This window comes from Secundilactobacillus sp. MJ173, from assembly GCF_059704265.1.
The window spans coordinates 17,403-44,111 of sequence record NZ_BAAKGN010000003.1 but is presented as its reverse complement, the minus strand read 5'-3'; the positions used below and the strand labels follow the sequence as shown (position 1 = coordinate 44,111).

The 26,709-nt window shown below is 42.0% G+C and carries 25 protein-coding genes; 23 read left to right on the top strand and 2 right to left on the bottom strand.

Going from position 1 to position 26,709, the window contains the following annotated elements; genetic code table 11:
* Positions 1 to 46 precede the first annotated feature (46 nt).
* The 9 genes from AC6H04_RS00380 to holA all read left to right on the top strand — a co-directional run bounded on the left by AC6H04_RS00380 (position 47) and on the right by holA (position 8,202).
* Positions 47 to 1,255 carry an FtsW/RodA/SpoVE family cell cycle protein gene (locus AC6H04_RS00380; protein WP_497569801.1) on the top strand — a complete coding sequence of 403 codons (1,209 nt, stop codon included), beginning with the start codon at positions 47 to 49 and terminating at the stop codon, positions 1,253 to 1,255.
* On the top strand, positions 1,255 to 1,539 hold the full coding sequence (locus AC6H04_RS00375; protein ID WP_497569800.1) for a YlbG family protein: 285 nt from the start codon (positions 1,255 to 1,257) through the stop codon (positions 1,537 to 1,539). Before AC6H04_RS00380 ends, AC6H04_RS00375 begins: the two co-directional genes overlap by 1 nt.
* Positions 1,539 to 2,105 carry a 16S rRNA (guanine(966)-N(2))-methyltransferase RsmD gene (gene rsmD / locus AC6H04_RS00370; protein ID WP_497569799.1) on the top strand — a complete coding sequence of 189 codons (567 nt, stop codon included), beginning with the start codon at positions 1,539 to 1,541 and terminating at the stop codon, positions 2,103 to 2,105. The genes AC6H04_RS00375 and rsmD overlap by 1 nt, the downstream gene beginning before the upstream one ends.
* Positions 2,102 to 2,584, top strand: a complete 483-nt coding sequence (gene coaD / locus AC6H04_RS00365) for a pantetheine-phosphate adenylyltransferase (RefSeq protein ID WP_497569798.1) — start codon at positions 2,102 to 2,104, stop codon at positions 2,582 to 2,584. The genes rsmD and coaD overlap by 4 nt, the downstream gene beginning before the upstream one ends.
* Before the next feature lies 1 nt (position 2,585).
* Positions 2,586 to 3,635 carry a SepM family pheromone-processing serine protease gene (locus tag AC6H04_RS00360; RefSeq protein WP_497569797.1) on the top strand — a complete coding sequence of 350 codons (1,050 nt, stop codon included), beginning with the start codon at positions 2,586 to 2,588 and terminating at the stop codon, positions 3,633 to 3,635.
* Positions 3,636 to 3,724: 89 nt separating this feature from the next.
* A complete protein-coding gene (locus AC6H04_RS00355) occupies positions 3,725 to 4,387 on the top strand; it encodes a helix-hairpin-helix domain-containing protein (RefSeq protein WP_497569796.1) in 663 nt (220 codons plus the stop codon).
* Between the two features lie 65 nt (positions 4,388 to 4,452).
* Complete coding sequence (locus AC6H04_RS00350) at positions 4,453 to 4,941, top strand: ComE operon protein 2 (protein WP_497569795.1); 489 nt, start codon at positions 4,453 to 4,455, stop codon at positions 4,939 to 4,941.
* Positions 4,913 to 7,177, top strand: coding sequence for a DNA internalization-related competence protein ComEC/Rec2 (locus AC6H04_RS00345; protein ID WP_497569794.1), 2,265 nt, complete (start codon positions 4,913 to 4,915; stop codon positions 7,175 to 7,177). Before AC6H04_RS00350 ends, AC6H04_RS00345 begins: the two co-directional genes overlap by 29 nt.
* Positions 7,174 to 8,202, top strand: a complete 1,029-nt coding sequence (gene holA, locus AC6H04_RS00340; RefSeq protein ID WP_497569793.1) for a DNA polymerase III subunit delta — start codon at positions 7,174 to 7,176, stop codon at positions 8,200 to 8,202. The genes AC6H04_RS00345 and holA overlap by 4 nt, the downstream gene beginning before the upstream one ends.
* A gap of 56 nt (positions 8,203 to 8,258) precedes the next feature.
* Here holA and rpsT read toward each other — a convergent pair whose 3' ends face one another.
* A complete protein-coding gene (gene rpsT, locus AC6H04_RS00335; RefSeq protein ID WP_168924266.1) occupies positions 8,259 to 8,522 on the bottom strand; it encodes a 30S ribosomal protein S20 in 264 nt (87 codons plus the stop codon).
* Between the two features lie 269 nt (positions 8,523 to 8,791).
* Here rpsT and rpsO point away from each other — a divergent pair, with 269 nt between their 5' ends.
* The 10 genes from rpsO (at position 8,792) to argH (ending at position 20,371) form a co-directional block, all read left to right on the top strand.
* Entirely contained in the window at positions 8,792 to 9,061 is a 270-nt protein-coding gene (gene rpsO / locus AC6H04_RS00330; RefSeq protein WP_098825064.1) for a 30S ribosomal protein S15, read from the top strand.
* Between the two features lie 232 nt (positions 9,062 to 9,293).
* Complete coding sequence (locus AC6H04_RS00325; RefSeq protein ID WP_497569792.1) at positions 9,294 to 11,030, top strand: ribonuclease J; 1,737 nt, start codon at positions 9,294 to 9,296, stop codon at positions 11,028 to 11,030.
* A 78-nt stretch (positions 11,031 to 11,108) separates the two neighbouring features.
* Positions 11,109 to 11,999 (top strand): hypothetical protein, encoded by an 891-nt coding sequence (locus AC6H04_RS00320; protein WP_497569791.1) that lies wholly within the window; start codon positions 11,109 to 11,111, stop codon positions 11,997 to 11,999.
* 187 nt (positions 12,000 to 12,186) lie between these two features.
* Positions 12,187 to 13,374, top strand: a complete 1,188-nt coding sequence (gene tuf, locus AC6H04_RS00315) for an elongation factor Tu (protein ID WP_098825058.1) — start codon at positions 12,187 to 12,189, stop codon at positions 13,372 to 13,374.
* 246 nt (positions 13,375 to 13,620) lie between these two features.
* Positions 13,621 to 14,934, top strand: a complete 1,314-nt coding sequence (gene tig / locus AC6H04_RS00310; protein ID WP_497569790.1) for a trigger factor — start codon at positions 13,621 to 13,623, stop codon at positions 14,932 to 14,934.
* A gap of 256 nt (positions 14,935 to 15,190) precedes the next feature.
* Positions 15,191 to 16,441, top strand: a complete 1,251-nt coding sequence (clpX, locus tag AC6H04_RS00305; protein ID WP_497569789.1) for an ATP-dependent Clp protease ATP-binding subunit ClpX — start codon at positions 15,191 to 15,193, stop codon at positions 16,439 to 16,441.
* A 100-nt stretch (positions 16,442 to 16,541) separates the two neighbouring features.
* Positions 16,542 to 17,138: a ribosome biogenesis GTP-binding protein YihA/YsxC gene (gene yihA, locus AC6H04_RS00300; RefSeq protein WP_497569788.1), complete on the top strand. Its 597-nt coding sequence runs from the start codon at positions 16,542 to 16,544 to the stop codon at positions 17,136 to 17,138.
* Positions 17,138 to 17,434 (top strand): nucleoside triphosphate pyrophosphohydrolase family protein, encoded by a 297-nt coding sequence (locus AC6H04_RS00295; RefSeq protein ID WP_098825050.1) that lies wholly within the window; start codon positions 17,138 to 17,140, stop codon positions 17,432 to 17,434. Before yihA ends, AC6H04_RS00295 begins: the two co-directional genes overlap by 1 nt.
* 256 nt (positions 17,435 to 17,690) lie before the next feature.
* Entirely contained in the window at positions 17,691 to 18,989 is a 1,299-nt protein-coding gene (locus AC6H04_RS00290) for an argininosuccinate synthase (protein WP_497569787.1), read from the top strand.
* Positions 18,989 to 20,371, top strand: a complete 1,383-nt coding sequence (gene argH, locus AC6H04_RS00285) for an argininosuccinate lyase (protein ID WP_497569786.1) — start codon at positions 18,989 to 18,991, stop codon at positions 20,369 to 20,371. Before AC6H04_RS00290 ends, argH begins: the two co-directional genes overlap by 1 nt.
* Positions 20,372 to 20,401: 30 nt before the next feature.
* Here argH and AC6H04_RS00280 read toward each other — a convergent pair whose 3' ends face one another.
* Entirely contained in the window at positions 20,402 to 20,572 is a 171-nt protein-coding gene (locus tag AC6H04_RS00280; RefSeq protein ID WP_180245695.1) for an SPJ_0845 family protein, read from the bottom strand.
* 331 nt (positions 20,573 to 20,903) lie between these two features.
* Here AC6H04_RS00280 and AC6H04_RS00275 point away from each other — a divergent pair, with 331 nt between their 5' ends.
* The 4 genes from AC6H04_RS00275 (at position 20,904) to obgE (ending at position 26,674) form a co-directional block, all read left to right on the top strand.
* Positions 20,904 to 22,346 (top strand): ABC transporter substrate-binding protein/permease, encoded by a 1,443-nt coding sequence (locus AC6H04_RS00275; RefSeq protein ID WP_497569812.1) that lies wholly within the window; start codon positions 20,904 to 20,906, stop codon positions 22,344 to 22,346.
* Positions 22,336 to 23,082, top strand: coding sequence for an amino acid ABC transporter ATP-binding protein (locus AC6H04_RS00270; RefSeq protein ID WP_497569785.1), 747 nt, complete (start codon positions 22,336 to 22,338; stop codon positions 23,080 to 23,082). Before AC6H04_RS00275 ends, AC6H04_RS00270 begins: the two co-directional genes overlap by 11 nt.
* 390 nt (positions 23,083 to 23,472) lie before the next feature.
* Entirely contained in the window at positions 23,473 to 25,263 is a 1,791-nt protein-coding gene (gene uvrC / locus AC6H04_RS00265; protein WP_497569784.1) for an excinuclease ABC subunit UvrC, read from the top strand.
* A 106-nt stretch (positions 25,264 to 25,369) separates the two neighbouring features.
* A complete protein-coding gene (gene obgE, locus AC6H04_RS00260) occupies positions 25,370 to 26,674 on the top strand; it encodes a GTPase ObgE (RefSeq protein WP_497569783.1) in 1,305 nt (434 codons plus the stop codon).
* Positions 26,675 to 26,709: the final 35 nt, after the last annotated feature.

The window sequence follows — 26,709 nt, the reverse complement described above, 5'->3', positions numbered from 1 at the left end:
TGAGTTTACTTAAGAAAATTAGTGGAGTAGTTTGGGGATATTTTCGATGCAGAATTTGCAAAATTTGAAAGTTTTAAAAATCAAAGATACGTTTAGTATCAAGAAATTAAGAGATTTGGATTATTGGTTATTTATACCTTATTTGATTCTGTGCGGAATCGGTGTGGTCATGGTCTATTCATCGAGTTCTAACGTAGCAGTTCAGATGGGGTCAACACCTATTGGTTACCTTTTTAAACAATTGATTTTTGTTTTTATTGGTCTCTTTATTGCCCTGTTTATGTTGATAATGCCGCATAATTTTTTCAAAAACGGGATATTTCTCATTACCTTGTATATTGTATTGTTTTTTTCATTATTAGCTTTGCTAGTCATTGGTCAAACCGTCAACGGGGCGGCTGGCTGGTTTAGGTTGGGACCATTTAGTGTTCAACCTGCCGAATTAGTGAAAATTGCACTCATTCTTTTAGTAGCCAAGACAGCGACGATGCCTGATCAGATGGAGGACATTGTCGGTGGTCATTGGTGGCAAGGTATGTGGCTGCCCATCTTAATGTGTGCTGTTATGATTGGGTTGGTCCTCATTCAACCCGATATGGGGAGTGCGGTGATTATTTCTACAATTGTTTTTATAATGTGTCTGAGTAGTGGCTTTTCATTTAAAAAAAGTTACTTCTATTTAGGCATTGCTTTCGTTTCGATTGCCTTCGTCGTCTTCCCCATTGCCCTGAAACTTTCGGAGTCAGGAGCTATTAAATCATACAAATTAGCGCGGTTAGTTGCCTTTGTTGATCCGTTTGGTCATGCTAACGGTTCCGGACAGCAATTAGTGAATTCGTATTATGCTTTGAGTAACGGTGGTCTGTTCGGCGTTGGCCTTGGTAATTCGATTCAAAAACGGGGCTATTTGCCTGAACCTAACACCGACTTCATTATGGCGATTACGGGCGAGGAACTTGGCCTCATTGGTGTCGTGGTCATTATGATTCTACTGGGTATTATTATTTGGCAGATTATCCGAATCGGCATTAAAGCTACTGATCCATTTAATACGCTGGTTTGCTACGGTGTTGCGACATATTTTGCCGTCCAAGCTTTTATCAACGTTGGTGGGGTGGTTGGCTGGCTGCCAATCACTGGTGTAACCTTCCCGTTTATTAGTTATGGGGGGTCAAGTATCTTTTCGCTGACCATATCATTAGGCATCATTTTAAATATTAGTGCGCAAGAGCGCAGAAAGAGGGGGTTAGCATAATGGACATTCAAGCTCGAACTAATTTAGTCGTCTACGTGTCAAGCTTGCGTCAAGTTCGGCAGCTTAAGCGCTACGGTCACCTTGAATACGTTTCTAAGCGGATGCGTTATGCGATTATCTACGTCAACGAAGACGACGCAAAGGAAACGATTGGTCGCCTGAAACAACTGCGTTTTGTTAAACGCATCATTGAGTCTCCTCGAACTGAACTAATGGATTTACTGGGATTATCTGGTAAACCTGAAGCAGAGGAAGACCAAGTCAATTTTGAGGAGGATGACTAATGCGAGTTGTTGCCGGAGAGTACGGTGGCCGAAGACTCAGAGCAGTTCCCGGGATGAAAACGCGACCGACTACGGATAAGGTGAAAGAAGCGGTCTTCAATATTCTTGGCCCTTATTTTGATGGTGGTCGAAGCTTAGATCTTTTTGCGGGTTCGGGCGGTTTGAGTATTGAAGGCGTGTCGCGAGGAATCGAACATGCTGTGTTGATTGATCGACAAGGTGCTGCTATTAAAACCATTGATCAAAATATTGAAGTGACTAAGGAACCAGATAAATTTACGGTCATCAAACGGGATGCAGAAATTGCTGTTAAACAGCTTCAAGCACAGCACCAAAGTTTTGATTTGGTTTATTTTGACCCGCCTTATCGTGAGCAAAAAATTGTGAGGGAAATTCAGGAGCTGATTGCAAGTCAGCTATTGAACCCAGATTGCCGAATCATGTGTGAAACCAATCAAGAAGCTGATTTACCGGCTGAGATCGGTGATTGTACCCGAATCGTCGAAAAGTCCTATGGCATTACAAAAATTACGGTATACCGTTATCAGGAGGGTGTTAATCAATGACAGTTGCAGTTTATCCGGGTAGCTTTGATCCGCTTACCTTAGGCCATTTAAATATTATTGAACGTGCAAGTAAGCTGTTCGACCAGGTGGTTGTGACAGTCGGAATCAACATCAGCAAGAGGATGTTATTCACACCTGAGGAACGGGTTACTTTAATTCAACAAAGCGTTGCTCACTTACCCAACGTAACAGTGCAAGCAGAAGATGGACTAACAGTTCAGTTTGTTAAAAAAGTGGGTGCCGATGTGATTGTTCGCGGTCTCCGTGATTTAAGGGACTTATCGTATGAGTCGGATATTGCAAATATGAACCATTATTTGGATGATTCCATCGAGTCGATTTTCCTCGTGACGGATCCCAAATACAGTTTTATTTCTTCTTCTTTACTTAAAGAAGTACTTCATTTTAAGGGTGACATTTCCGAGCTGGTTCCGCCAGCAGTTGCCCAAGCTTTAAATCAAAAGCAAAGGTCAGAATAGTATGAAAAAACAGACTCGTAAAAAGGTTCTTCAGTATGGTATCAGCATTGTTCTAGCAATTTTGATCCTGATCGGGTTCTTTTGGCCCATGCCAAAATATATCGAATCGCCTGGGTCGGCTGACAACTTAAAAACGTTTGTTAAAATCAAAAATCATCCTGATAAACGTCCGGGAAAGTTTATGATTACCTCGGTTAAATTGGCACAAGCACGCACGGTTACATACCTGATGGCTAAGGTTTTGCCTTATTCTTCAATCGAAAGTGAGCAAAGCATTACTGGTGGGCAAAGCAATGATACATACGTAAAAATGCAGAATTTTTACATGCAAAGCGCCATCAACGAAGCTAAGGCGGTTGCGGTGAAGGCTGCACATAAAAAGGTGACCAAAAACTACCTGGGTATCTATGTCATGGAAGTTCAGAAAAATTCCCGGTTTAGGCATCAACTTGCAGTAGGTGATACGATTACTAAAGTTGATGGTCATCATTTTGAAAACGCGTATGGCTTCCAAAAGTATATTGCCAAGAAGTCCGTGGGCGATCGTTTACGGGTTCAATATCAACATAATGGCAAACTGAAGACGACTTCTGCGCCGTTAATCAAACTTTCTAGCGGTAAAACGGGAATTGGCATTATTTTAACTGATAACGTCAAGATTAAAACTGATCCTGAAGTGAAAGTGGATCCCGGTCAAATCGGTGGGCCCTCTGGCGGACTCATGTTTAGTTTACAGATTTATGGGCAGTTGACCGGTCAAAACATCCGGCACGGGCAAAATATTGCGGGTACTGGGACCATCAACCCGGATGGAACAGTTGGCGAGATTGGTGGTATCGATAAGAAGGTCGTTGCAGCTAAAAAAGCCGGTGCAACCATTTTCTTTGCACCATATTTGAAGCCAACTAAAGCAGTTCTGCAACTGGAACCAGGACATGTGACTAATTATCAGTTAGCTAAAAAGACGGCGAAGAAAGTAGCACCTCATATGAAAGTGGTGCCAGTTTCAACTTTCAACCAAGCTGTGCAATATTTGAATACACATCATTAACGTAAAAACGTTCTGAGAAGTCTCGATGACTTTCAGAACGTTTTTACTTTTTAGCCGTAGTTATGGTTAGAGAGAAGGGAGGGAGAAACGTGGATAGGTTAAAGGAACTGCTAGAAAATGGTAACCGTCAGACTTGGATCATTGTTGGTTTAAGCCTATCGACCATCATCGCTGTTAGTTTTTTATTATTGGGCAACCGACCAGTTTCTAACGCACAGCCAGAATTTGCTTCGCAATCGCTGATGTCTGATTCCGGGATGGCTGCTTCGTCCAGTTCTGTTGCAACGACCAGTCAAACCAGTGTTAATACGTCGATGTACGTGGACGTTAAGGGTGCGGTTAAGCAACCTGGGATGAAGAAGGTGGAGTCAACGATGCGTGTCATTGATGCCGTTCAGTTGGCCGGTGGTTTTGCTAGTAACGCAGATGAAAAACAAGTTAATTTAGCTCAAAAATTGACGGATTCTCAAGTTGTTTATATTCCAAAGCGTGGTGAGAAGGTACCAGCGGCTGTGGCAGGATCTTCGGTAACGAGTGGTGCCAGCGCAGAAAGCGAAGCACCGCAAGTTAATTTGAATACTGCTGATTTAACGGGATTACAGCAACTAGACGGTGTTGGCGAGAAAAAAGCGGAAAAGATACTGGCTTACCGACAAGAACATGGCGGTTTCAAATCAACTGATGAATTAAAAAACGTCAACGGCTTCGGCGACAAAACCTTAGAACGGTTAAAGCCTCAAATTACGGTTTAGCGTTATCATGTTCCAATAAAATTTGGTATACTTAACCAGATAATGAGATGATGGAGGCGGCCATTATGGCTAATAAAAGAATTCCTTGGGATCAATATTTTATGATGCAGTCAGTGTTACTAGCGAGTCGGAGTACCTGTAACCGACTTTCTGTAGGTGCAACGATTGTCCGTGATCGGCGTATTATTGCTGGTGGGTACAACGGTTCAGTTTCTGGTGACGTGCACTGTATTGACGAGGGCTGCTACCTAGTTGATGGGCACTGTTTACGGACCATTCACGCTGAAATGAACGCCATTTTACAGTGTGCAAAGTTTGGTGAAGCCACAGATGGTGCTGAAATCTACGTGACGGATTTTCCTTGCCTGCAGTGTACCAAGATGCTTTTACAGGCTGGCATTAATAAAATTTCATACCTGCATAACTACCATAATGACCCATATGCCATGTCGTTAATTAAGATGAAGGGTGTCGAGTTACATCAGGTGACCTTGGATTCCGAAGCAATCGAACGTGCTTCAGTTGATGCCTATCTGCAGGACCATCAATCATAATACGATTTGGTTAGCAATTTTAGCCGGCTGTTTAAGCGGTTGTTTCTTTGGTTTAGTTTGGCTGTCGGTGATTTTGACACTTATTTGGATTATCCGAATAATCTGTTTACGTGATCGACAGCTTTTAGTTTGGACTGCTTTAGTGCTGTTGATTTTTAGTGGCTTGTTTTGGCGGATGCAGCACTTGGAAAAGGCGCGTACGTTGCCTGATCAAACGGGTGTTTCGATTGCGTTAACTGTTCAACCGGATGAGTTACGGGTTGAAGAGGGTCGACTGCAATTAAGTGGCCGCACTAGTGACGGTAAAACGATTCAGGGACAGTATTTTGCGGATGATCAAAACCTGCTGCAAAGTCTGCAAATTAAAAAGGCAACTACCATACTGGTCCACGGTGATATTTCACGTCCTCAGCCAGCGACGAATGCTAATGAATTTGATTTTCGTCAGTATCAGGCTGATCAAGGTATTTTTAATACGATCAAAATTGATCGACTGACTCCCGTTAGGCTTTCTCCAGTGACTGACCCGATGACCTGGTGGATTAACGCGTGTCATGCAATCCGTGCCAGTTTAGTCAACTACACGCAAACGTTGCCTCGCACCCTTCAACTGTATGTTCAGGGGTTGTTTTTAGGCTGGCGGGCAACTGATTTTTACGACTCGTTAAGTGCGGTAACGGATCTAGGCTTGATCCACTTATTCAGTATTTCAGGTTTCCACATTGTTTGGATCGTAACTGTCGTCAGTTGGATTTTACGGCGCTTAGGGTTCACTCAAATGCCAATTTCAGCGTTTTTACTGCTTCTGCTGCCGACTTACTATATCCTTGCTGGTTCTCAGGTAGGGTTGCTACGGGCGGTTGTGGTGGTTGTTTTAGGGCTGTTAGTCGAGCTGTGGGGATGGCAACTCACAGGTTTAACTACCTGGGGCATTAGTCTCCTGTTAGGCTTGTTGGTTCAACCAGCCCTGTTGATGCATTTAGGCGGTCAACTAAGCTATGGGTTAGCATTTGGGCTTTTATTTACCAAGCAGTTAGGTGTATTTAAAACCACGATGATGCTAAATCTATTGAGCTTACCACTGATTTTGTATCACATTTACCAGTGGCACGTGTTAACGATGTTTGTTAATTTGCTCATCTTACCCATTTTCAGTGTCTGTGTTTTCCCGTTAGTATTAGTGGCGGGAGTCGGCGGTCAGATGATGCCCTGGCTAGCTGATATAACGGAATGGCTGTTGCAGCTTTTTACCAATGGATTGAATATGATTGATAGCCTTCCTGGTATGATTGTATTTGGCAAACCAACAGCTTGGGTCGTGGGTTTCCTGACGATTTTGACGTTATTAGTAATGTCACAGCACTATAAACGATGGCTATGGCTGGTGTTAGGTACGGTGTATCTGGCTTGTTTTTTGGTGATTCATTTTCCAATGTCTGGTGAAGTCACGTTTTTTGATATCGGACAGGGGGATAGTTTTCTCGTCCGTTCGCCATATAATCGGCAAATTACTATGATCGATACTGGTGGTCGCGTCAATTTTGGCGGCAAAAAAAGCACCGGTCGGAGTCGAGCTCAGCGAATCAGCATTAACTATTTAAAGAGTCAGGGTATTTCCCACATTGATAATCTGTGCTTGTCACATCAGGACAGTGACCACGTGGGAGATGTGGGCGATGTGCTTCAAGGTGTCCGCGTTAAACGGCTGTATGTGCCGTTGGGGATGACCCAAAACTCGCAATTTATGAAACGCATTCAGCCGTATATCCAGCACACTGAAATTGTCCCGGTTCAGGCTGGTCAGCAGATTAGGGACACGCCGTTTAATGTGGTTCACCCGTTTAAACCTGGTTTGGGTACCAATGAGGATTCGATGGTTTTAGCTGGGCAAATGGGTGGTTTACGGTGGCTATTTACCGGTGATTTAGATCAAGCGGGTGAGCAAGAGATTTTAAACCACTATCCAGCTTTACGGACAGACGTGTTAAAATTAGGTCATCATGGCAGTAAAACGGCGACGAATCCAGAAGTCGTCAAACAGCTCCAGACAAAAATCGGCATTATTTCCGCTGGTCGGAATAATCGGTATGGTCATCCTAATCAAGAAACGTTGGCAACCCTGACAGCGAATCGGATACCCACTTTTAATACTCAGGTTAACGGTATGATTCGCTACCGGTATACTAGCACCGGTACTGGTCATTGGCAGACCTTTTTAAAGGAGAAATTATTTTGAATTACGAAACAATAATGGCACAGTTAAATAAGGGAACTTCAAAACCCATCTATTTAATTACGGGTGATCAACCTTATTTGACGCAGCGACTAAAGAGAGCGTTTTTAAACCTGATTCCAGAATCTGAACGAACAATGAATTATGCCACCTATGATATGGAGTCGACGCCGCTGGCGCAGGCTTTAGATGATGCCATGTCGGCCCCGTTTTTTGGTGAAAAACGGCTGGTGTTTATTGAACGGGCCTATTTTTTGACCACGGAAAATCATCGGGGTAGTAAGATTGATCATGATATTGATGGGCTGATCAAGTATTTGGAACATCCAGAGCCAACGTCTGTGGTAGTGTTTTTCGCGACTAACGGTAAGTTGGATAGCCGTAAAAAGGTGGTTAAGACCATCAAAAAAGCTGCGGAAGTTATCAGTTTAGAAGCGGTGGGTGAAAGGCAAGTTCGGACACTAGTCCAACATAACCTTGAGCAAGCTCATTATGCTATTGAACCGGATGCGCTCAACCTATTACTGCAACGTACTGGAACCGATCTATCGCTGATTATGAACGAATTGCCCAAGCTAAAATTGGCTTCGGCAGAGTCCCAACAAATTGATAAAACAGTGGTCGGGGAACTGGTTTCAAAATCGCTAGATCAAAATGTTTTTGATCTGGTTAATGATGTGATGGGAAAGCGGATTGAAGCGGCACTTAATCTGTATCGTCAACTGATTCTAACGAAGGAAGAGCCATTACGAATCAATGCAGTTTTGGTGAGTCAGTTTAGATTGCTGATTCAAACCAAGATTTTAATGCGTAATGGTTATAGTCAAGGTAGTATTGCCTCGGCGTTAAAGGTTCATCCATACCGGGTTAAACTGGCCATGCAAAGTGTTCGGCACCTAGAACTAGCGCATCTTCGGCAGGCTTATCTGGGTTTAATTCAAATTGAGCGTTCTTTAAAATCCACCAGCCAAGATCCGATGATGCTCTTTGAGCTTTTTATGTTAAAGTATTTGGATGAAGTTGCCTAAACGCACAAAAAAGGACCAGTTCGCAATTGAACTGATCCTTTAATATTTGGTTTAATTTAGGCGTTTGCTTTAGCTAAACGAGCAGCCATACGTGACTTGTCGCGGGAAGCTTTGTTGGTTTTGATTAAACCCTTTGAAGCAGCACGGTCAACGGCGCTAGAAGCAGCTTTGTATAAATCAGCTGCGTTATCGTCGTGGTTCGTAACAGCTTTTTCAAACTTCTTAACGGCTGTTCGCATACTGCTAAGCTGTGCAGAATTACGTTCGTTAGCTTTAACGTTCGTTTTTGCACGTTCGATCGCAGATTTGATAATTGGCAATGAATTCACCTCCACACTCATAAGCCAGATGGCTCTGTAATATTCAACGAATGTCATTATACAGAATAAAATCAACGATTGCAACAGTTCACCATTAATTGTAAAGTAAAAGTACTTGATAAGGTGTTTAAGACAAAGCCTTGTTATTCTGTGCGATAACGGATATAATAGCAAAGGTTCTTAAATTGCCCTTACTTAGTTGACTGCGATCTCACTCACGGCAACTCAGTAACGGGTGGACAAATAAATTAAAGGTGGGAAATTTTTTCATGGCTATTACACAAGAAAAGAAAACCGAAATTATGAAGCAGTATGCTCGTCACGATGGCGACACTGGTTCAGCAGAAGTTCAAATCGCTGTTTTAACAGCAGACATTAACGAACTGAACAACCATATGAAAGTTCACAAGAAGGACTTCCATTCACAACGTGGTTTGATGAAGAAGATTGGTCACCGTCGTAACTTATTAGCTTACCTACGTAAGACTGATATTCAACGTTACCGTGATCTGATTCAATCATTGGGTCTACGTCGTTAATTTTGATTATTTGGAGCTCTCCTTTTTGGAGGGCTTTTTTTATTGTACAAAGACTTTTTTTCTCGTACTAGCTTGGATTGTTACATAGTTGAATTAAGTGTGATAAACTGTAAACAGTTTGTAGTCGTGCCTAAATTTTTAGAATTTAGGAAAAATAAGCGTTCATGATCGTTAATTGGGTTTTGTAATTGACGATTTAGTGGAGCCAGAACAACATATTTTGAGGTGAATTATGGATAAAGCAAAAGTAAAGATTATGCCATTAGGCGGTGTTCGCGAAAATGGTAAGAACATGTATATTGTAGATGTTAATGATAGCATTTACGTTTTAGACTGTGGTTTGAAATATCCGGAAAACGAGTTACTTGGAATTGATATTGTGATTCCTGATTTCGGCTATCTGCGTGAAAATCAAGATCGAATTGTTGGGGTGTTTTTGACTCATGGGCATGCTGATGCCATTGGCGCACTGCCTTATTTTCTAAAGGAATTTAAAGTGCCGGTTTTTGGCTCTGAAATGACCATTGAACTTGCAAAGTTAAACTGTCAATCGGATCCTAACGTGAAAGATTTTGATGATTTCCACGTGGTGGATGCGCAGACTGAAATCGATTTTGGCGATGTTACTGTCTCGTTCTTCAAGACGACACACTCAATTCCTGAATCTATGGGAATCGTGCTAAATACGAGTGCTGGTAGTGTTGTTTACACGGGTGATTTTAAGTTTGATCAGACGGCTGCGTCGGGTTACCAGACTGATTATGCACGGCTGACCCAAATTGGTACTAATGGGGTGCTTGCTCTATTAAGTGATTCAGCTAATGCTGAGAATCCTAGCGAAACCGCTAGTGAACTTGATATTGCTGAAAACGTGGTTGAAACGTTTAACTATACTAAAGGCCGAATTATCGTTGCGAGTGTCGGTTCAAACATTTTACGGCTTCAACAGGTTTTTGATGCTGCTGCCAAAACGGGTCGTAAAGTTTATTTGACTGGCCGAGATATTGAAAAAATTGTTGATACTGCAATGCGATTAAACAAGCTGGTTTTGCCAGAAGATGATTTACTGGTTTCTGAAGAGCAGCTTGAAAAACTGCCCGCTGATCAGATTGTCATTATTCAAACCGGAAAAATGGGTGAACCAATTAAAGCACTGCAGCGGATGGCTAATAAGCAGGAAAAAGGACTTAGTATTGAAGAAGGCGACCTGGTCTTCATTACCACGACACCATCACATGCCATGGAAACTAACGTGGCCAAAACACGTGATATGATCTATCGTGCTGGGGGCGAAGTTAAGGCTATCTCTGATGATCTGAATTCATCGGGACACGCTAGCAAGCATGATCTTCAACTGCTGATTAACATTTTGCACCCTAAGTATTTAGTTCCAATTCAGGGCGAATATCGATTAATGTCAGCGCATCAAAGAGCCGCTGAAGAAGTTGGTATGAATTCGGACCAAATCTTCATGACTGCTAAGGGTGATCAGCTAGTTTATGATGGTAAAGACATGGTATTGAGCGGCAGTGTTGAAGTTGGCAACACCATGATCGATGGTATTGGTGTTGGTGATATTGGCAACATTGTTTTACGAGACCGCAAAGTGCTTTCTGAAGATGGCATCTTTGTTGCAGTAATTACTATCGATCACAAAAAGAAGCAAATCATTGGTGAACCCAAGATTACTTCCCGTGGCTTTGTATACGTAAAGGCGAACAAGGATCTGATGCATGAGAGTGCAGAGATTATTAAAAAAGCAGTTCAGACTAACTTGGATAACAAGGAGTTTGACTGGACACATCTGAAGCAGGATGTCCGTGAAAAGCTGAACCACTATCTGTTTGACCAAACTCGGCGTCACCCGGTCATCTTACCGGTAATCATGGAAGTTGACCCTCGACGTCATAAACCGAAGAGCAAGCACAAGAAACAGGCAACGCAAAAGAATCATCAAGCCGAAAAATAATGAGTTTAAATCTCGTATGTTTGTCTATAAACGTACGAGATTTTCGTTTAGTGAATTAATTCAATGAAGGTGAAAAACGTGGATCGAAACTTACAATTGGCGAATGAAGCGTTTAAAGCTCAAAAGTGGGCGCGAGCGGCTCAACTCTATGAAAACGAGTATCAGTCTGCGCCGAGTGAGAAAATCAATCATTTACTGGTGAAGAGCCTATTTGAAGATCGTCAGTATCAAATGGCTTACACGATAATGATGGATAACTTAAACAGTTATTTGATGGATGAACAGCACGTGATCTTGATGGTGCAGGTATTGCTAAGCAATCGACAACTGTTAATGGCACATGTCTTAACGGCAGCTATACCACGTTTACCTACACAGGTTGCACAATTTATTCAGCAGGCGGAAGTCAGTGCACGTCAGAAACCAGATTTTAAAAAGGATTATCAAACCTTCTATCAACTGAGCGCGTTAACGTTTAACCAACAGCAGCGCGCCTTCGAAAAAGGGAAAGAGCTGCCGTTGGATGAATGGGTGAGCGCGACAAAAGTATTGTTGGTTGATCCATTTGTTAAGCCAATTATTCGAGTCAGCTTATTGGAAATGGTACAGAAGCTTAAGCTGCCAGAGCATTTTGAATTCCGTTGGCTAGATCATAAAAATTATGAAATTGTTGGGAATCAGCTAAAATCACTGGCGGAGTTTGAAAAAGTTGGTATACTAGAGAACGTGTTGCGGGAAATGATTGATGACCACGATCCTGTGACTCAGCAGCTGTATCAAAACGAGCTGGGTTTACAAGTCACGCTTCTATATCCCTTTATTGATCGGGCAATCCCGGATCCTAGAGCTTGGGTAACTCGCTTAATTAAGGGAGATCAAGTGCAGTCAGCAACGTTACCAGCGACATATAGCATTGAATGGTGGCAGCGAAAACTGTCACAAATTATGTCAGAGATGACAGGTGCATAAAAAAGTTCTATTGAATTTAGCGTTTATTGTTTACAAACGATAACCTAATCTATATAATATTTAAGGATTCTTCTTGAGGGATTCTCGATTTACCTTTTCGAGAAGAAGTAGTATAATTTACAGCAAAGGGTTGCCAACAATTTGCTTGTTGGCATAATCTTTGTGAAAAATACAGGAGGTTTCATTAATGGCAAAAGAAACATACGAACGAACTAAGCCCCATGTAAACATTGGTACTATTGGCCATATTGATCATGGGAAGACTACCTTGACCGCAGCGATCACCAAGGTTTTAGCTCAAAAAGGGTTAGCTAAGGAAGAAGATTACGCTGATATCGACAAGGCACCTGAAGAACGTGAACGTGGTATCACGATCAACACTGCCCACGTTGAATACGAAACTGAGAAACGTCACTATGCTCATATTGACGCCCCAGGACATGCTGATTACATCAAGAACATGATCACTGGTGCCGCTCAAATGGATGGTGCTATCTTAGTTGTTGCCGCAACCGATGGTCCAATGCCACAAACTCGTGAACATATCCTTTTGGCTCGCCAAGTGGGTGTTGAATACATCGTGGTCTTCTTAAACAAGACCGACTTAGTTGACGATGATGAATTGATCGACTTAGTTGAAATGGAAGTCCGTGAATTACTTTCAGAATACGATTACCCTGGTGACGATATTCCAGTTATCCGCGGTTCTGCTCTTAAAGCACTCCAAGGTGACGAAGAACAACAAAAGGTTATCGAACACTTGATGGACGTTGTTGATGAATACATCCCAACTCCAGTTCGTGATAACGACAAGCCTTTCTTGATGCCTGTTGAAGACGTCTTCACCATCACTGGTCGTGGTACTGTTGCTTCTGGTCGTATCGATCGTGGTACTATCAAGGTCGGCGATGAAGTTGAAATCGTTGGTCTTAAGGAAGAAGTTCTTAAGAGTACTGTTACTGGTTTGGAAATGTTCCGTAAGACTTTGGAATTTGGTGAAGCCGGCGATAACGTTGGTGTCTTGCTTCGTGGTATTAACCGTGAACAAGTTGTTCGTGGCCAAGTTCTTGCAAAGCCAGGTTCGATCCAAACCCACAGTAAGTTCAAGGGTGAAGTTTATATCCTTTCTAAAGAAGAAGGTGGCCGTCATACGCCATTCTTCTCAAACTACCGTCCACAATTCTACTTCCACACCACTGATATCACTGGTGTTATCGAATTGCCTGATGGCGTAGAAATGGTTATGCCTGGCGATAACGTCACTTTCGAAGTTGACTTAATTGCCCCAGCTGCCATTGAAAAGGGTACTAAGTTTACTGTTCGTGAAGGTGGCCACACTGTTGGTGCCGGTGTTGTTTCAGATATCATGGACTAATACCTACCTAAATGAACATAAAAAGTCCGAGAAGGTTAACTTTTCGGACTTTTTTATTTGAATGAATTAAGGTTTAATAAATCTCATATTGGTTTCAAAATTAAATTAATTGATGAAAAAACGTGTCTTCCATGCGTTGCAATGCACTCTAATGTTTACTTTTCAGCTTCCTTACGTTAAACTAAAGTTTGTACGCAATTTGAATATGATCGTATTCGAAGATATATTTAATTCGGAGGGAATATAATGTCTGCAAAATGGGAAAAAAAGGACGGCAACAAAGGCGAATTAACCTTTGAAATTGATGCCGACCAAATCAAAAAGGGCTTAGACCAAGCTTTCGCAAAAACCAAGAAGAATTTAGCTGTTCCTGGCTTCCGTAAGGGAAAGGTTCCACGCCAAATCTTCAACAAGATGTATGGTGAAGAAGCTCTTTATCAAGATGCTTTGAACATTGTTTTGCCTGATGCATATGAGGCAGCAATCAAAGAAGCAGGTATCGAACCAGTTGATCAACCAGAAGTTAACGTTGAATCTATGGAAAAGAACCAACCATGGGTTTTGAAGGCTGTTGTCACAGTTAAGCCTGATGTTAAGCTGGGTGAATACAAAGACTTAAGCGTTACAAAACAAAACACTCGTGTCTACCAAAAAGACATTGATGCTGAATTAGAGAGTCGTCGTCAATCACAAGCTGAATTAGTTTTGAAAGAAGACGAACCAGCTGCTAAAGGCGATACTGTTGTGATCGACTTTGATGGTTATGTTGACGACAAGCAGTTTGATGGTGGAAAAGCTGATAACTATTCACTAGAATTGGGTTCTAACTCATTCATCCCAGGCTTTGAAGATCAATTAGTTGGTCACAAGGCTGGTGAAGATGTTGATGTTAAGGTTACCTTCCCAGATGACTACCAAGCTGAAAACTTACAAGGCAAAGAAGCCACATTCAAGACCACTATTCACGAAGTTAAGCAAAAGGAATTACCTGAACTTGACGATGAATTTGCTAAGGATGTTGACGAAGAAGTTGACAGCTTAGACGAATTAAAGGCTAAGATCAAAGACGAATTGAAGGAAAAGAAAGTCACAGCTGCTCACGATGCTATCGAAGATGAAGCAATCAGTGAAGCTGTTGACAACGCTGAAGTCAAAGAAATTCCTGAAGCAATGAAGGAAGATGACATTCACCGTCAGATGGACCAATACTTGGCTAACATGCAACAACAAGGTATCGATCCTCAGACTTACTTCAAGCTGACTGGTACTAGCGAAGATGACTTGCACAAGCAATTTGCTGCAGATGCAGAACGTCGCGTTAAGACCAACTTAGTTCTAGAAGCCATTGTTGAAGCAGAAAAGATCGAACCTTCTGAAGATGATTTAAATGCAGAAGTTAAAGATTTAGCTGGCCAATATGGTATGGAAGAAAGCGCAGTTCGTTCAGCACTTTCAGATGACATGTTGAAGCATGATATTGCCATCAAGAAGGCTGTTGATCTGATCACTGACTCAGCTAAGCAAGATAAATCTAAAAAAGACGAAGAAAACGAAAAATAGTTTTTAACGTTAGTACTGCTCACAAAGGCCCTAAGACGAGAATATTTGATTCTTGTTAGGGCCTTTGTTTGCGTATATGGAGATAAAATTTAGGAAAAGTTAATGAATTAAATTTTGAGGATGAAAGGTGATATACCACGCAGGTTCATCGTTTTCGTTTGAGCTTTTCCTTTCCCACTCCTATATTTGTATGGTATAGTAGCAGTTGCGTTAAAGAATAAGATAATCGTAGAATTTAAAGAGGGGTGACTCTTAATTGTTTGAAAATACTGATACAACTGGCCCCGTAAATTGCTCTTTCTGTGGTAAGTCGCAGGATCAGGTTAAAAAGATTGTTGCTGGTCCCGGCGTGTATATCTGCAATGAATGTATCGATTTATGTAAAGAAATCATTGATGAAGAATTTAGTGAGGAAAGCTCACAAACCGTTTTTGATGTGCCAACACCACAACAAATTGTAGATTCTTTAAATCAGTACGTTATTGGTCAATCTGAAGCTAAAAAGACGCTTTCAGTTGCTGTTTATAATCACTATAAGCGTGTTAATGAAATGGCGACTAACCAAAACGATGGCCCTGAATTGCAAAAGAGTAACATCACCATGATTGGCCCTACTGGGTCAGGTAAGACCTACCTGGCGCAAACCTTGGCTAAAATCTTGAATGTACCGTTTGCAATTGCTGATGCAACCACGCTAACTGAAGCGGGTTATGTCGGTGAAGATGTGGAAAATATTCTTTTGAAGTTACTGCAAAATGCCGATTACGACGTTGAACGTGCTGAAAAAGGGATTATCTACATTGATGAAATTGATAAAATTGCCAAGAAAGCTGAAAATGTCTCGATTACACGAGATGTTTCTGGTGAAGGTGTTCAACAAGCACTGTTGAAGATTCTTGAGGGTACCATTGCTAACGTTCCGCCTCAGGGTGGCCGTAAGCATCCCCAACAGGAATTCATTCAGATCGACACAACTAATATTCTATTTATTGTGGGTGGTGCTTTTGATGGCATCGAAACGATTGTTAAAAACCGTCTTGGTGATAAGACAATTGGTTTCGGCGCAGATTCAAACCATCAACCTATCGATGAATCAGAAAGTTTAATGCAGCGGGTTGTTCCTGAAGATATGCTGGAGTTTGGTTTAATTCCAGAATTTATTGGACGTTTACCAATTCTGACTGCTTTAGAGAAGCTCTCTGAGGACGATTTAGTTCGAATTCTAACTGAGCCTAAAAACGCACTGGTGAAACAGTATCAACGACTGATTTCACTGGATGGCGTTGAACTCGATTTTGAAGACCAGGCTTTGCGAGAAATGGCCCGGTTGGCATTGAAACGTAATACCGGGGCACGTGGTCTTCGCTCGATTATTGAAGACGTGATGCGAGATATTATGTTTGAATTGCCAAGTCGAGACGATGTTGCCAAGGTGATTGTCACGGGTGATACTGTTAAAGATCATCAGGAACCTGAGCTAATTTTGAAGGGTCAAAAGGCTTCTTAGCCAGTGACCCGAACCTAATGTCAGCTGACATTTAAGCCGTATGTTCCGTGTTATGGGGCATGCGGTTTTTATTTAGCCAAGAGTTGGACGGAGGAAAATAATGGAAGTACACAATGTTGAACTGGTGATGAGTGCGGTTGATCCGAAACAGTATCCCAAAACAGGACAACCAGAAATTGCGTTAGTTGGTCGCTCAAACGTTGGTAAATCATCTTTGACGAACGTTTTAATCAATCGAAATGGTTATGCTAGAACGTCAAGCCAGCCTGGGAAAACTCAGACGTTAAATTTCTATCACGTTGAGGAAGCACTGTATTTTGTCGACGTGCCAGGTTACGGGTATGCTAAAGTATCGCGTTCAGAACGTGAAAAATGGGGCGAAATGATTGAAACCTACCTTACTTCGCGAGATACATTACGTGGCGTAGTTTCATTGGTAGATGGTCGACATGCTCCTACCAACGATGACCAGACGATGTATAATTGGCTCAGTTACTATGAAATTCCAACACTAGTGGTCGCAACCAAAATGGATAAGATTCCGGGCGCAAAGTGGAATAAACAGTTGAGTTTAGTTAAAAAGACATTACAGATTCGTGCTGAAGATGACTTACTGCCATTTTCTGCGCAAACTAAGGCTGGTAAAGATGAAGTCTGGCAATGGATCGAACAGCATGCGTTTGGGGGAAAATCATAATGGAATTTAATGACTATCAAAAAGCTGCTAACCGAACTCTTTTTGGCAGTGAACAAGTTTTAACGAATTGTGCATTGGGCCTTTCCAGTGAGACAGGTCAAGTTGTCGATTTAGTTAAACAGTATACTTTCCAGGGTGAATCTCTGGACAAGAAGCAGTTGGTCAAGGAAATGGGTGATGTGCTTTGGTATCTCTCCCAGGTAGCAGAGTGGGCAGATATTCCCTTTGAAGAGGTTGCCAGCGGTAATATTGAACGGTTAAATAAGCGATACCCAGCTTCACACAATAATCAATAATAACTATTTTTCTTAATGAATGAAGAAAAGTTCGACTGTCAGTTGAGTGATGACTGATGGTCGAACTTTTTGATACTATTATTTTTCGGAAGCGCTTACACACAAACTAGAAACCATTTTATTTCAAAAAATATGTATATTAAATGTAATATTGGCCTTTTTTGTGTATAAATAATAAAAAACACTTGCATTAACTGAATACAGGTGTTAATCTCGTATCATTAAGTTAAAATGAAAAAATGAGAGGGCGTTTAACATGACGAAAAATAAGAAAGTTGTATTAGCATATTCTGGCGGTTTGGACACTTCAGTAGCAATTCCTTGGTTAAAAGATAAGGGCTACGATGTGATTGCTTGCTGCATTAATGTAGGTGAAGGTAAAGATTTAGACTTTATCAAGCAAAAAGCACTCAATGTTGGCGCCGTTAAAGTTTACGTCATCGACGCGCTTGAAGAATTCGCGGAAGATTACGCAATGGTTGCTTTGCAAGGGAACACGTACTACGAAGGCGAATACCCATTGATTTCAGCACTATCACGGCCATTGATCAGTAAAAAGTTAGTCGAAGTTGCCCAAGAGGAAAACGCTCAGGCGGTTGCTCATGGCTGTACCGGTAAAGGTAACGATCAAGTTCGGTTTGAAGTTGCCATCCACGCATTGAATCCAGGACTTGAAGTATTAAGTCCAGTTCGGGACTGGCACTGGTCACGTGAAGAAGAAATTGATTATGCCAAAGAGCACAACATTCCGATTCCAATTGATTTAGACTCACCATACTCAATCGATGCTAATATCTGGGGCCGTGCTAACGAAGCCGGTGTACTGGAAGATCCATGGGCTAGTGCACCTGAAGATGCTTACGCTTTGACTAATCCTATCAATAAGACGCCAGATACCCCAACGGATATTGAAATTACTTTTGTAAAAGGGGTACCAACTAAATTAAATGGCAAGGCAATGCAGTTAGCTGATTTAATCCAAGAGCTCAACAAAATTGCCGGTGAACATGGTGTTGGCCGGATCGACCACATTGAAAACCGTTTGGTAGGTATTAAATCTCGTGAGGTTTACGAAGCACCTGCTGCCACGGTTTTGATGAAGGCTCACAAGCAATTGGAAGATTTAACTTTTGAACGGGATTTAGCACACTTTAAGCCAGTGATTGAAAAACAATTAAGCGAAATGATTTATAACGCGCTCTGGTTCTCACCATTAATGGACGCTTTGCTTGCCTTCTTGAAGAAGAGTCAAGAAGTTGTTAGCGGCGTGATCAAAGTGGAATTGTTCAAGGGCAACGTGATCACCTTAGGCCGGAAGTCAGACAGCTCATTGTATGACAAGAATTTGGCAACTTATACTGCTTCTGATTCCTTCGATCAAGAAGCAGCCAAGGGCTTCATCAAGCTATGGGGCTTACCAACAACGGTTTACTCACAAGTGAAGATGAAGAATCAGCAATCAGCATTCGTCAATGCGGTTACTCAAAACACTAAGAGTAAGGTCAAAGTAGCAGTGAAGGCAGAAAAGAAGCAGCAAACGGAGGCGACAAAGTAATGGCGACCAAAAAGCTCTGGGGTGGCCGGTTCCAAGAACAGGCGGCTGCATGGGTCGATGCTTTTGGGGCTTCCATTTCCTTTGATCAACTTATGGCTGAAGAAGATATTGAAGGTTCTTTGGCACATGTTAAAATGCTTCAAAAAACGGGTATTGTTCCTTCAGATGATTGTGATCAGATCATTGCTGGGCTGGAAGGCATCCAAACGGACCTTGAAGCCGGTAAATTGACCTTTACCGTTGAGAACGAAGATATTCATATGAATATTGAAAGTATTTTAACGGACCGAATTGGGGCAGTTGCTGGTAAATTGCATACCGCCAGATCTCGTAATGATCAGGTTGCAACGGACTTTCATCTGTACTTGAAGAAACGATTACCGAAAGTGATTGATGAGATTACAACGATTCAAAAGACGTTGATTAATCTGGCTGAAGAAAACGTAGAAACTATCATGCCAGGTTATACGCACTTGCAGCACGCTCAGCCGATTTCATACGGTCATTATTTAATGGCTTATTACCAGATGTTTAAACGTGACAAGGAACGGTTTACGTTTAATGAAGTGCATACAGATATTTCACCACTAGGTGCGGCGGCGTTAGCAGGGACTACTTTTCCTATCGATCGGCAGATGACAGCCAAAACGTTGGGATTCAGCAAAGTTTACGCTAATTCTTTAGATGCTGTGTCAGACCGTGACTATGCGTTGGAATTTCTCAGTAACAGTTCGATTTTAATGATGCATTTATCCCGGTTCTGCGAAGAATTAAGTATGTGGGTCAGCCATGAATTCCAATATCTAGAATTATCGGATGCTTATACAACCGGTAGTTCAATCATGCCACAGAAAAAGAACCCGGATATGGCAGAGCTGATCCGTGGTAAGAGTGGCCGAGTTTATGGTCATTTGATGGGACTATTAGCGACAATGAAATCATTACCGTTAGCCTACAATAAGGATCTGCAAGAAGATAAAGAGGGGGTCTTCGACACAGTTAAAACCTTGTTGCCAGCATTGCGAGTCTTCAATGGCATGCTCTCAACGGTGACCGTTAAGGCGGATAATATGAAAGCCGCTACGGAAAATGATTTCTCAAACGCCACTGAATTAGCCGATTATTTGGCAACGAAGGGTGTGCCATTTAGAGAAGCCCATGGCATTGTGGGGCAGTTGGTTTTGAAGGGTATCCAGACCCATCAAAACTTACAGGATATGTCATTGGAGGATCTCCAACAGGCATCACCTAAAATTGAAGAGGACGTCTACAATGATTTGAAGTCAGAAGTTGCTGTTGAACGTCGGCATTCTGAAGGTGGTACAGGCTTTGATCAGGTTCGTAAGCAAATTGAACAGGCTAAAAAAGAACTTGAACAATAAAAAAACGGCACCCGCCTGGGTGTCGTTTTTTTATTTGTGGTAGCTGCGATGTTCCTTGATTAAAGCTTTTGCCTTTTTGGTATCATCTTTTTGTTCATCGTGTTTTAAGAACTTGTCACGCTTTTCATCTTTCAAATCAACCTCAGCAAACTTACCGAACATTGCATCGAGATTATTCTGACGTTTCACTTTTAATCCCATGGTGTGGTCAACTCCTTCATTGGGCCTAGTTTATCATGGCTAGTGGTGAGAAAGCAAGTAAGCTGAAAAGGCAAGTGGGTAGACGTTGGGGGATGGGTTTTTAACCGAGAGGGACACCAGCTTTCCAGTTACGTTAGTATCCATTTTCCATGTGAATAATGTATATAAAAGTGTATATTAAACATAATATTGCTTTTTCGTGTATAAATTAGACTTTTTACCGATTTTTATTGCATAAAGACTTATTTTGGTGTAGTGTTAAAGTTACTTAAATCAAGAGAGGGAGTTACCGCGAATGAAAGTCAAGGGGAGAAACGTATTACTCACCATCATGACGTTGTGTTTGTCATTATTATTTTTATTTACAGTTCAGCCAACGCACCATACCGCATATGCTGCGGATGATTCGCTTCAGAAGATTAAGGATCGGGGCAAAATCGTTATGGCGACTTCGCCAGACTACCCACCTTACGAATTCCAAGTCAGCAAGAATGGTAAGTCCAGAGTTGTTGGTATGGATGTCGATATTATGAAACAGGTTGCTAAGGATCTGGGCGTGAAACTAGAAATCAAGTCCATGTCATACGATTCCGTTTTGGTTGCCGTCGAAACTGGTAAAGCCGACGTGGCCATGAGTGGGATCAACCCAACCGCTAAACGGCGTCAAAGTGTTGATTTTTCAGAAATTTATTACAATGGTGGTCAAAGCTTCTTGATCAACAAGACTGATGTGGGCAAGTATAAGAATAAAGCCGCATTAGCTCATAAGAAGATCGGTGCTCAGACAGGGACGTTGCAATATAACTTAGCTAAAACCAAGATTCCTGGCGCAACGGTTAAAGGAATGGACAAGAACACTGACTTGGTGCTGGCCTTAAAGACCCACAAGATCGATGCGCTTGGTATTGAAACACCTTCAGCTGAAGCCTATGTTAAGAATGACCACGATTTAGCAATGATTAAATCCGGTTATAAGCTGAATAAGAACGAAACTGGTTCTGCGATGGCCTTTAAAAAGGGTTCTGGTACTTTAGCTGCAGCCGTCAATAAGAGTATTGATAAGATTAAAGCGAAAAACTTGACTACCAAATACTTGGCTGATGCAGGGAAGTACATGAAGGTTAATACGAATAATACTTCAATGATTCACTATTGGAATTACTTTGCTAAAGGGATTGAATACACGTTATTGATCTCAGCTATTTCAGTTATCTTTGGGGTTTTACTCGGAACGATTTTAGCCTTGATGCGGTTTAGTAAGAGCAAAGTGCTTAAGGCAATTTCAGTGGCATACGTTGAGTTCGTTCGTGGAACGCCATTGATGGTTCAAGTCATGTTTGTTTACTTCGGTGTTGGGATCATCGTTAACTTGCCGGCGTTATTATCAGGTATCATTGCCGTTTCGTTAAATAGTGGTGCTTACGTTGAGGAAATTATTCGTGGTGGTATTAACTCGGTTGATAAAGGACAAACGGAAGCTTCTGCTAGTCTTGGGTTAGCCAAGGGTGATACGATGCGTTTCATCATCTTGCCGCAAGCCTTGAAGAACATTTGGCCAGCACTTGGTAACGAATTTGTCTCACTGGTTAAGGAAAGTTCCATTGTTTCCATCATCGGTGTTACTGATTTGATTTACCAGTTAAACATCGTGCGTGCCGATACTTATCGTGGCGTTATGCCCGTGTTCATCGCAATGTGCATTTACTTCGTGATGACGTTCATTTTGACAAGAATTCTAAACTACTTTGAGGGGAGAATGAAACATGCAAGATAAACCGTTAGTTGAAGTTAAAAAGCTTCAAAAAAACTATGGTGATACCGAAGTTCTAAAAGAAATTGATGGAACGGTTATGCCAGGTCAAGTTATTTGTGTCATCGGCCCTTCAGGTTCCGGTAAAAGTACGTTCTTACGTTGCTTAAACATGTTGGAAACTCCGACTGCTGGACAAGTATTATTTGAAGGAAAAGATACTCAGAAGTTTTCAGAAGAAGAGTTAACCACGCTACGTGAACGGATGGGCATGGTTTTCCAAAGCTTCAACTTGTTCCCCAATTTAACGGTGCTTGATAACTTGAAGTTAGCACCAATTCGAGTTAAAAAGATGTCTGACAAGGATGCCGAAGAAAAGGCGATGAGCTTGCTTAAGCGGGTTGGTTTGGCAGAAAAAGCTAACGTTTATCCAAGTAGTCTATCCGGTGGTCAAGCGCAACGTGTGGCTATTGCTAGAGCCTTAGCTATGGATCCGGAGATGCTGCTGTTTGACGAACCCACTAGTGCGTTGGATCCTGAAATGGTCGGTGAAGTGCTGTCCGTTATGAAGGAACTAGCCGAAGAAGGAATGACGATGGTCGTTGTTACCCATGAAATGGGCTTTGCTAGAGAAGTTGCTAACGAAGTTTGGTTCATGGCTGACGGGTACATTCTGGAAAAGAATCAACCAAACGAAATGTTCGAGCATCCACAAAATCCGCGTACAAAGGATTTCATTAGTAAGATTATCAACAGTTAATTAAGACGATTGCTTAATCAACAAGAGTGCGACACAACTCGGTAGATTTTAAAATTTAATGTGAATAATGCCTATTCCGTGTTTTTTGCGGAATAGGCATTATTTTGCGTTAAATGGCCGAATCTGAGTTGTAGAACTATTTAGACTAGATTAGAGTATTGAACAAAAGTAAATTTTAAGTTGTCTTTCAGTCAAGAAGCCGGATGAACCTTTTATCAATATAGACTTATGCCACGACTCCGTTTTATTGTGGCGTATCTAAACGTCAAAGTACCGATGTAAGCAGGTAGCTTGCCCCAAACACGTATTCGGGGTTATAATGAAACGTCGAAACTGGGGGAACTTATGATTGTTGCCTCCCAGAGAATGAAGCGGAAGGAGGTCGTTTTTTTGGCCACCGAATATCTGGAACATAAATTAGCACTTTTGCCTGACATGCCTGGTATTTATATGATGAAAAATATTAACGGGCACATCATTTACGTCGGCAAAGCCAAAAACTTAAAAAACCGGGTGCGTTCCTACTTTAAGAGCAGTCATGAAGGGAAGACGGCCCGCTTAGTGTCAGAAATTGCTGATTTTGAAACCATTGTGACATCAACTGACAAGGAAGCTTTCTTGCTTGAAATCACGATGATTCAAAAGCATCAGCCACACTATAATATTAAGTTAAAGCAGGGAACTGGGTATCCCTACATTAAAATTACCAATGAGCGGGATCCTACCATGCTGATTGTCAGTTCCATTCGCAAGGATGGTGCCTATTATTTCGGTCCGTATCCCAACGTTTATGCGGCTGAAGAAACCTTGCATTTCTTGCAAAAAGTTTATCCGTTGCGGCGCTGCAATGGTTATCAGAATCGACCTTGCTTGTATTACCACATGGGTCAATGCTTGGGCGCATGTTTTAAAGAAGTGCCTAAAGAACAGTATGATAAGCAGATTGAACGCATTAAATCGTTCTTGAATGGAAACGTTGCAACTGTGAAACGGCATTTAAACGCGCAAATGAAAAAAGCGTCAGATCATTTAGAGTTTGAACGAGCTGCTGAAATTCGCGATCAGATGCACTACATCGAAGTGACTGTCGAAAAGCAAAAAATCATTTCTAACGATCAAACGCCCCGTGATATTTTTAACTTTTACCTGGATAAGGGCTGGTTATCTGTGCAGGTCTTCTTCATTCGTCAAGCGCGATTGATCAAGCGTGAGAAGCGCTTATTCCCAATTGTGAACGATGAGATTGAAGAAATGACCAGTTTTATTATTCAATTTTATCACCGTAAAAATAGTGTTTTCCCAAAGGAAATTCTGGTGCCAGAAAGTTTGCCGAAGGATATTCTAGAAGAGATGCTACCGATGCCGGTAAGAACGCCGCAACGTGGTGAAAAGCGGGCATTGCTTGAGATGGCTGGAAAAAATGCGCGGTTAGTGCTGGAAGAAAAGTTCCGGTTACTAGAGCTAGATGAACAAAAGACGACGGGTGCAATGAAAGAAATCACTGATGCGTTGAGAATTGCGCCAGGGCACAAGATCGAAGCCTTTGACCATTCGCATATTCAAGGCGCGGATTTGGTTTCTGCCATGGTAGTTTTTGTTGATGGACAGCCTAACAAGAGTCTATATCGAAAATACAAACTCAAGACGGTGGATCATGCGGATGAGGCTGCCAGTACCAGAGAAGTTATTCGGCGACGGTATACTCGGCTACTTAAAGAGCATGAGACCATGCCTGACTTGGTTTTAATGGATGGTGGTGCCATTCAGTTGGAAGCTGCCAAGGACGTGTTAGAAAACGAATTGGGGTTAACCATACCAGTGGCTGCCATGGTTAAAAATGACAAGCATAAGACTGCAGACTTGCTGTCGGAAGTTAACGATACGCCATTGCACCTTGATCCAAAATCGCAAGGTTTCTACTTGTTACAGCGGATTCAAGATGAGGTTCACCGGTTTGCAATTACGTTTCATCGCAAGGTTCATGCTAAAAACTCCCTTAGTTCTCGGTTGGATGACATTCAAGGAGTGGGGCCAAAAACTAGAAACAAACTGTTACGGAAGTTTGGTTCCATGAAGAAAATCGCGGCTGCAACGCCGGAAGAGTTGCATGAACTTGGTATTTCAAAGGCAGTTGCTGATACGATTCATTTGACCTTAGCTAAGACGGCAGAGACGAGTTAAGCGCAAACTTAAAAAAGTTCTAAAAAACGGTGGTAATTTAAGGTTATTCATTAGATAATAGCAAGGTTAGGTAAGTCCGAATGAATTGGAATAATGGAGAAATAATATGTTTGTAGATCACGTAACAATAAATGTTAAGGCCGGAAATGGTGGCAACGGAATGGTTGCTTTTCGGCGGGAAAAATACGAGCCAAACGGTGGACCAGCCGGTGGTGATGGTGGCCGTGGCGGTAGCGTTGTATTTAAAGTGAATACAGGGCTTCGTACGTTAATGGACTTTCGTTATAACCAAAAGTTTAAAGCCGATCATGGCCAAAATGGTGGCATTAAGGGCATGACAGGCCGTGGCGCTGAAGATCGTGTAATCCTAGTGCCCCAGGGAACAACCGTGATTGATGATGAAACCAACATGGTGATTGCTGACTTAGTTAGCGCGGACGACCAGGTTGTCATTGCCCAAGGTGGTCGTGGTGGCCGTGGTAACGTTCACTTTGCGACGCCTAAAAATCCTGCACCGGAATTAGCTGAAAACGGTGCTCCTGGAGAAGAGCGCCGGGTTCGCTTGGAATTAAAATTATTAGCCGACGTTGGTTTAATCGGGTTCCCGTCTGTTGGAAAATCGACTTTACTATCAGCAATCACCAGTGCGACACCGAAAATCGGTGAGTATCACTTTACGACCATTACGCCTAATTTAGGGATGGTCAAGTTGAGTGATGGCCGTGATTTTGCAGTAGCCGATTTACCCGGTTTAATTGAAGGTGCTGCTGACGGTGTTGGTCTTGGAATTGAGTTCTTGAAGCATATCGAACGTACCAGAGTTCTCCTGCATCTTATTGATGTGAGTGGGTTCGAAGATCGTGATCCCTACGATGACTTTTTGAAGATCAATGCCGAACTGCAAAAGTATGATCCGGATTTGTTAAAACGTCCACAAATTGTTGTGGCTACTAAGATGGATTTACCTGATTCAGCTGAAAATCTGGCAACTTTGAAGACAAAGTTGGCAGAGGACACAACGCTTGCAACACCGCCAATCGTCATGGCAATTTCTAGTGTGACTCATGATGGGTTGACGCCACTCATTCAAAAGACCGTTGAGATCTTAGATCAAACACCTGCGTTCCCAGTAAAGGGTGTTGATGACCTTGAGAAGATGTTGATAACAGATGAGCAGTCAGTTGAATCTGATGACTTCGAGATTAATCGTGACGAGGATGGTACGTGGGTACTTACCGGTGCCAAGTTAGAGCGGTTATTCCAGATGACCAATATGGATCATGAAGAGAGCATGTTGCGTTTTGCGCGTCAACTGCGAGGCATGGGAGTCGATGATGCATTGCGAGAAAAGGGTGCTCGTAATGGTGATTTAGTCCAAATCGATGACTTTACCTTTGAATTTGTAGAATAACATTTTGAAGTAATTCTAAGAGATGAAACGAGGGA

Coding starts and splice junctions, on each gene's coding strand:
- AC6H04_RS00380 (WP_497569801.1), top strand. CDS start 47: ATGCAGAATTTGCAAAATTTGAAAGTTTTAAAAATCAAAGATACGTTT.
- AC6H04_RS00375 (WP_497569800.1), top strand. CDS start 1,255: ATGGACATTCAAGCTCGAACTAATTTAGTCGTCTACGTGTCAAGCTTG.
- rsmD (WP_497569799.1), top strand. CDS start 1,539: ATGCGAGTTGTTGCCGGAGAGTACGGTGGCCGAAGACTCAGAGCAGTT.
- coaD (WP_497569798.1), top strand. CDS start 2,102: ATGACAGTTGCAGTTTATCCGGGTAGCTTTGATCCGCTTACCTTAGGC.
- AC6H04_RS00360 (WP_497569797.1), top strand. CDS start 2,586: ATGAAAAAACAGACTCGTAAAAAGGTTCTTCAGTATGGTATCAGCATT.
- AC6H04_RS00350 (WP_497569795.1), top strand. CDS start 4,453: ATGGCTAATAAAAGAATTCCTTGGGATCAATATTTTATGATGCAGTCA.
- AC6H04_RS00345 (WP_497569794.1), top strand. CDS start 4,913: ATGCCTATCTGCAGGACCATCAATCATAATACGATTTGGTTAGCAATT.
- rpsO (WP_098825064.1), top strand. CDS start 8,792: ATGGCTATTACACAAGAAAAGAAAACCGAAATTATGAAGCAGTATGCT.
- AC6H04_RS00325 (WP_497569792.1), top strand. CDS start 9,294: ATGGATAAAGCAAAAGTAAAGATTATGCCATTAGGCGGTGTTCGCGAA.
- tuf (WP_098825058.1), top strand. CDS start 12,187: ATGGCAAAAGAAACATACGAACGAACTAAGCCCCATGTAAACATTGGT.
- tig (WP_497569790.1), top strand. CDS start 13,621: ATGTCTGCAAAATGGGAAAAAAAGGACGGCAACAAAGGCGAATTAACC.
- yihA (WP_497569788.1), top strand. CDS start 16,542: ATGGAAGTACACAATGTTGAACTGGTGATGAGTGCGGTTGATCCGAAA.
- AC6H04_RS00295 (WP_098825050.1), top strand. CDS start 17,138: ATGGAATTTAATGACTATCAAAAAGCTGCTAACCGAACTCTTTTTGGC.
- AC6H04_RS00290 (WP_497569787.1), top strand. CDS start 17,691: ATGACGAAAAATAAGAAAGTTGTATTAGCATATTCTGGCGGTTTGGAC.
- argH (WP_497569786.1), top strand. CDS start 18,989: ATGGCGACCAAAAAGCTCTGGGGTGGCCGGTTCCAAGAACAGGCGGCT.
- AC6H04_RS00280 (WP_180245695.1), bottom strand. CDS start 20,572: ATGGGATTAAAAGTGAAACGTCAGAATAATCTCGATGCAATGTTCGGT.
- AC6H04_RS00275 (WP_497569812.1), top strand. CDS start 20,904: ATGACGTTGTGTTTGTCATTATTATTTTTATTTACAGTTCAGCCAACG.
- AC6H04_RS00270 (WP_497569785.1), top strand. CDS start 22,336: ATGCAAGATAAACCGTTAGTTGAAGTTAAAAAGCTTCAAAAAAACTAT.
- obgE (WP_497569783.1), top strand. CDS start 25,370: ATGTTTGTAGATCACGTAACAATAAATGTTAAGGCCGGAAATGGTGGC.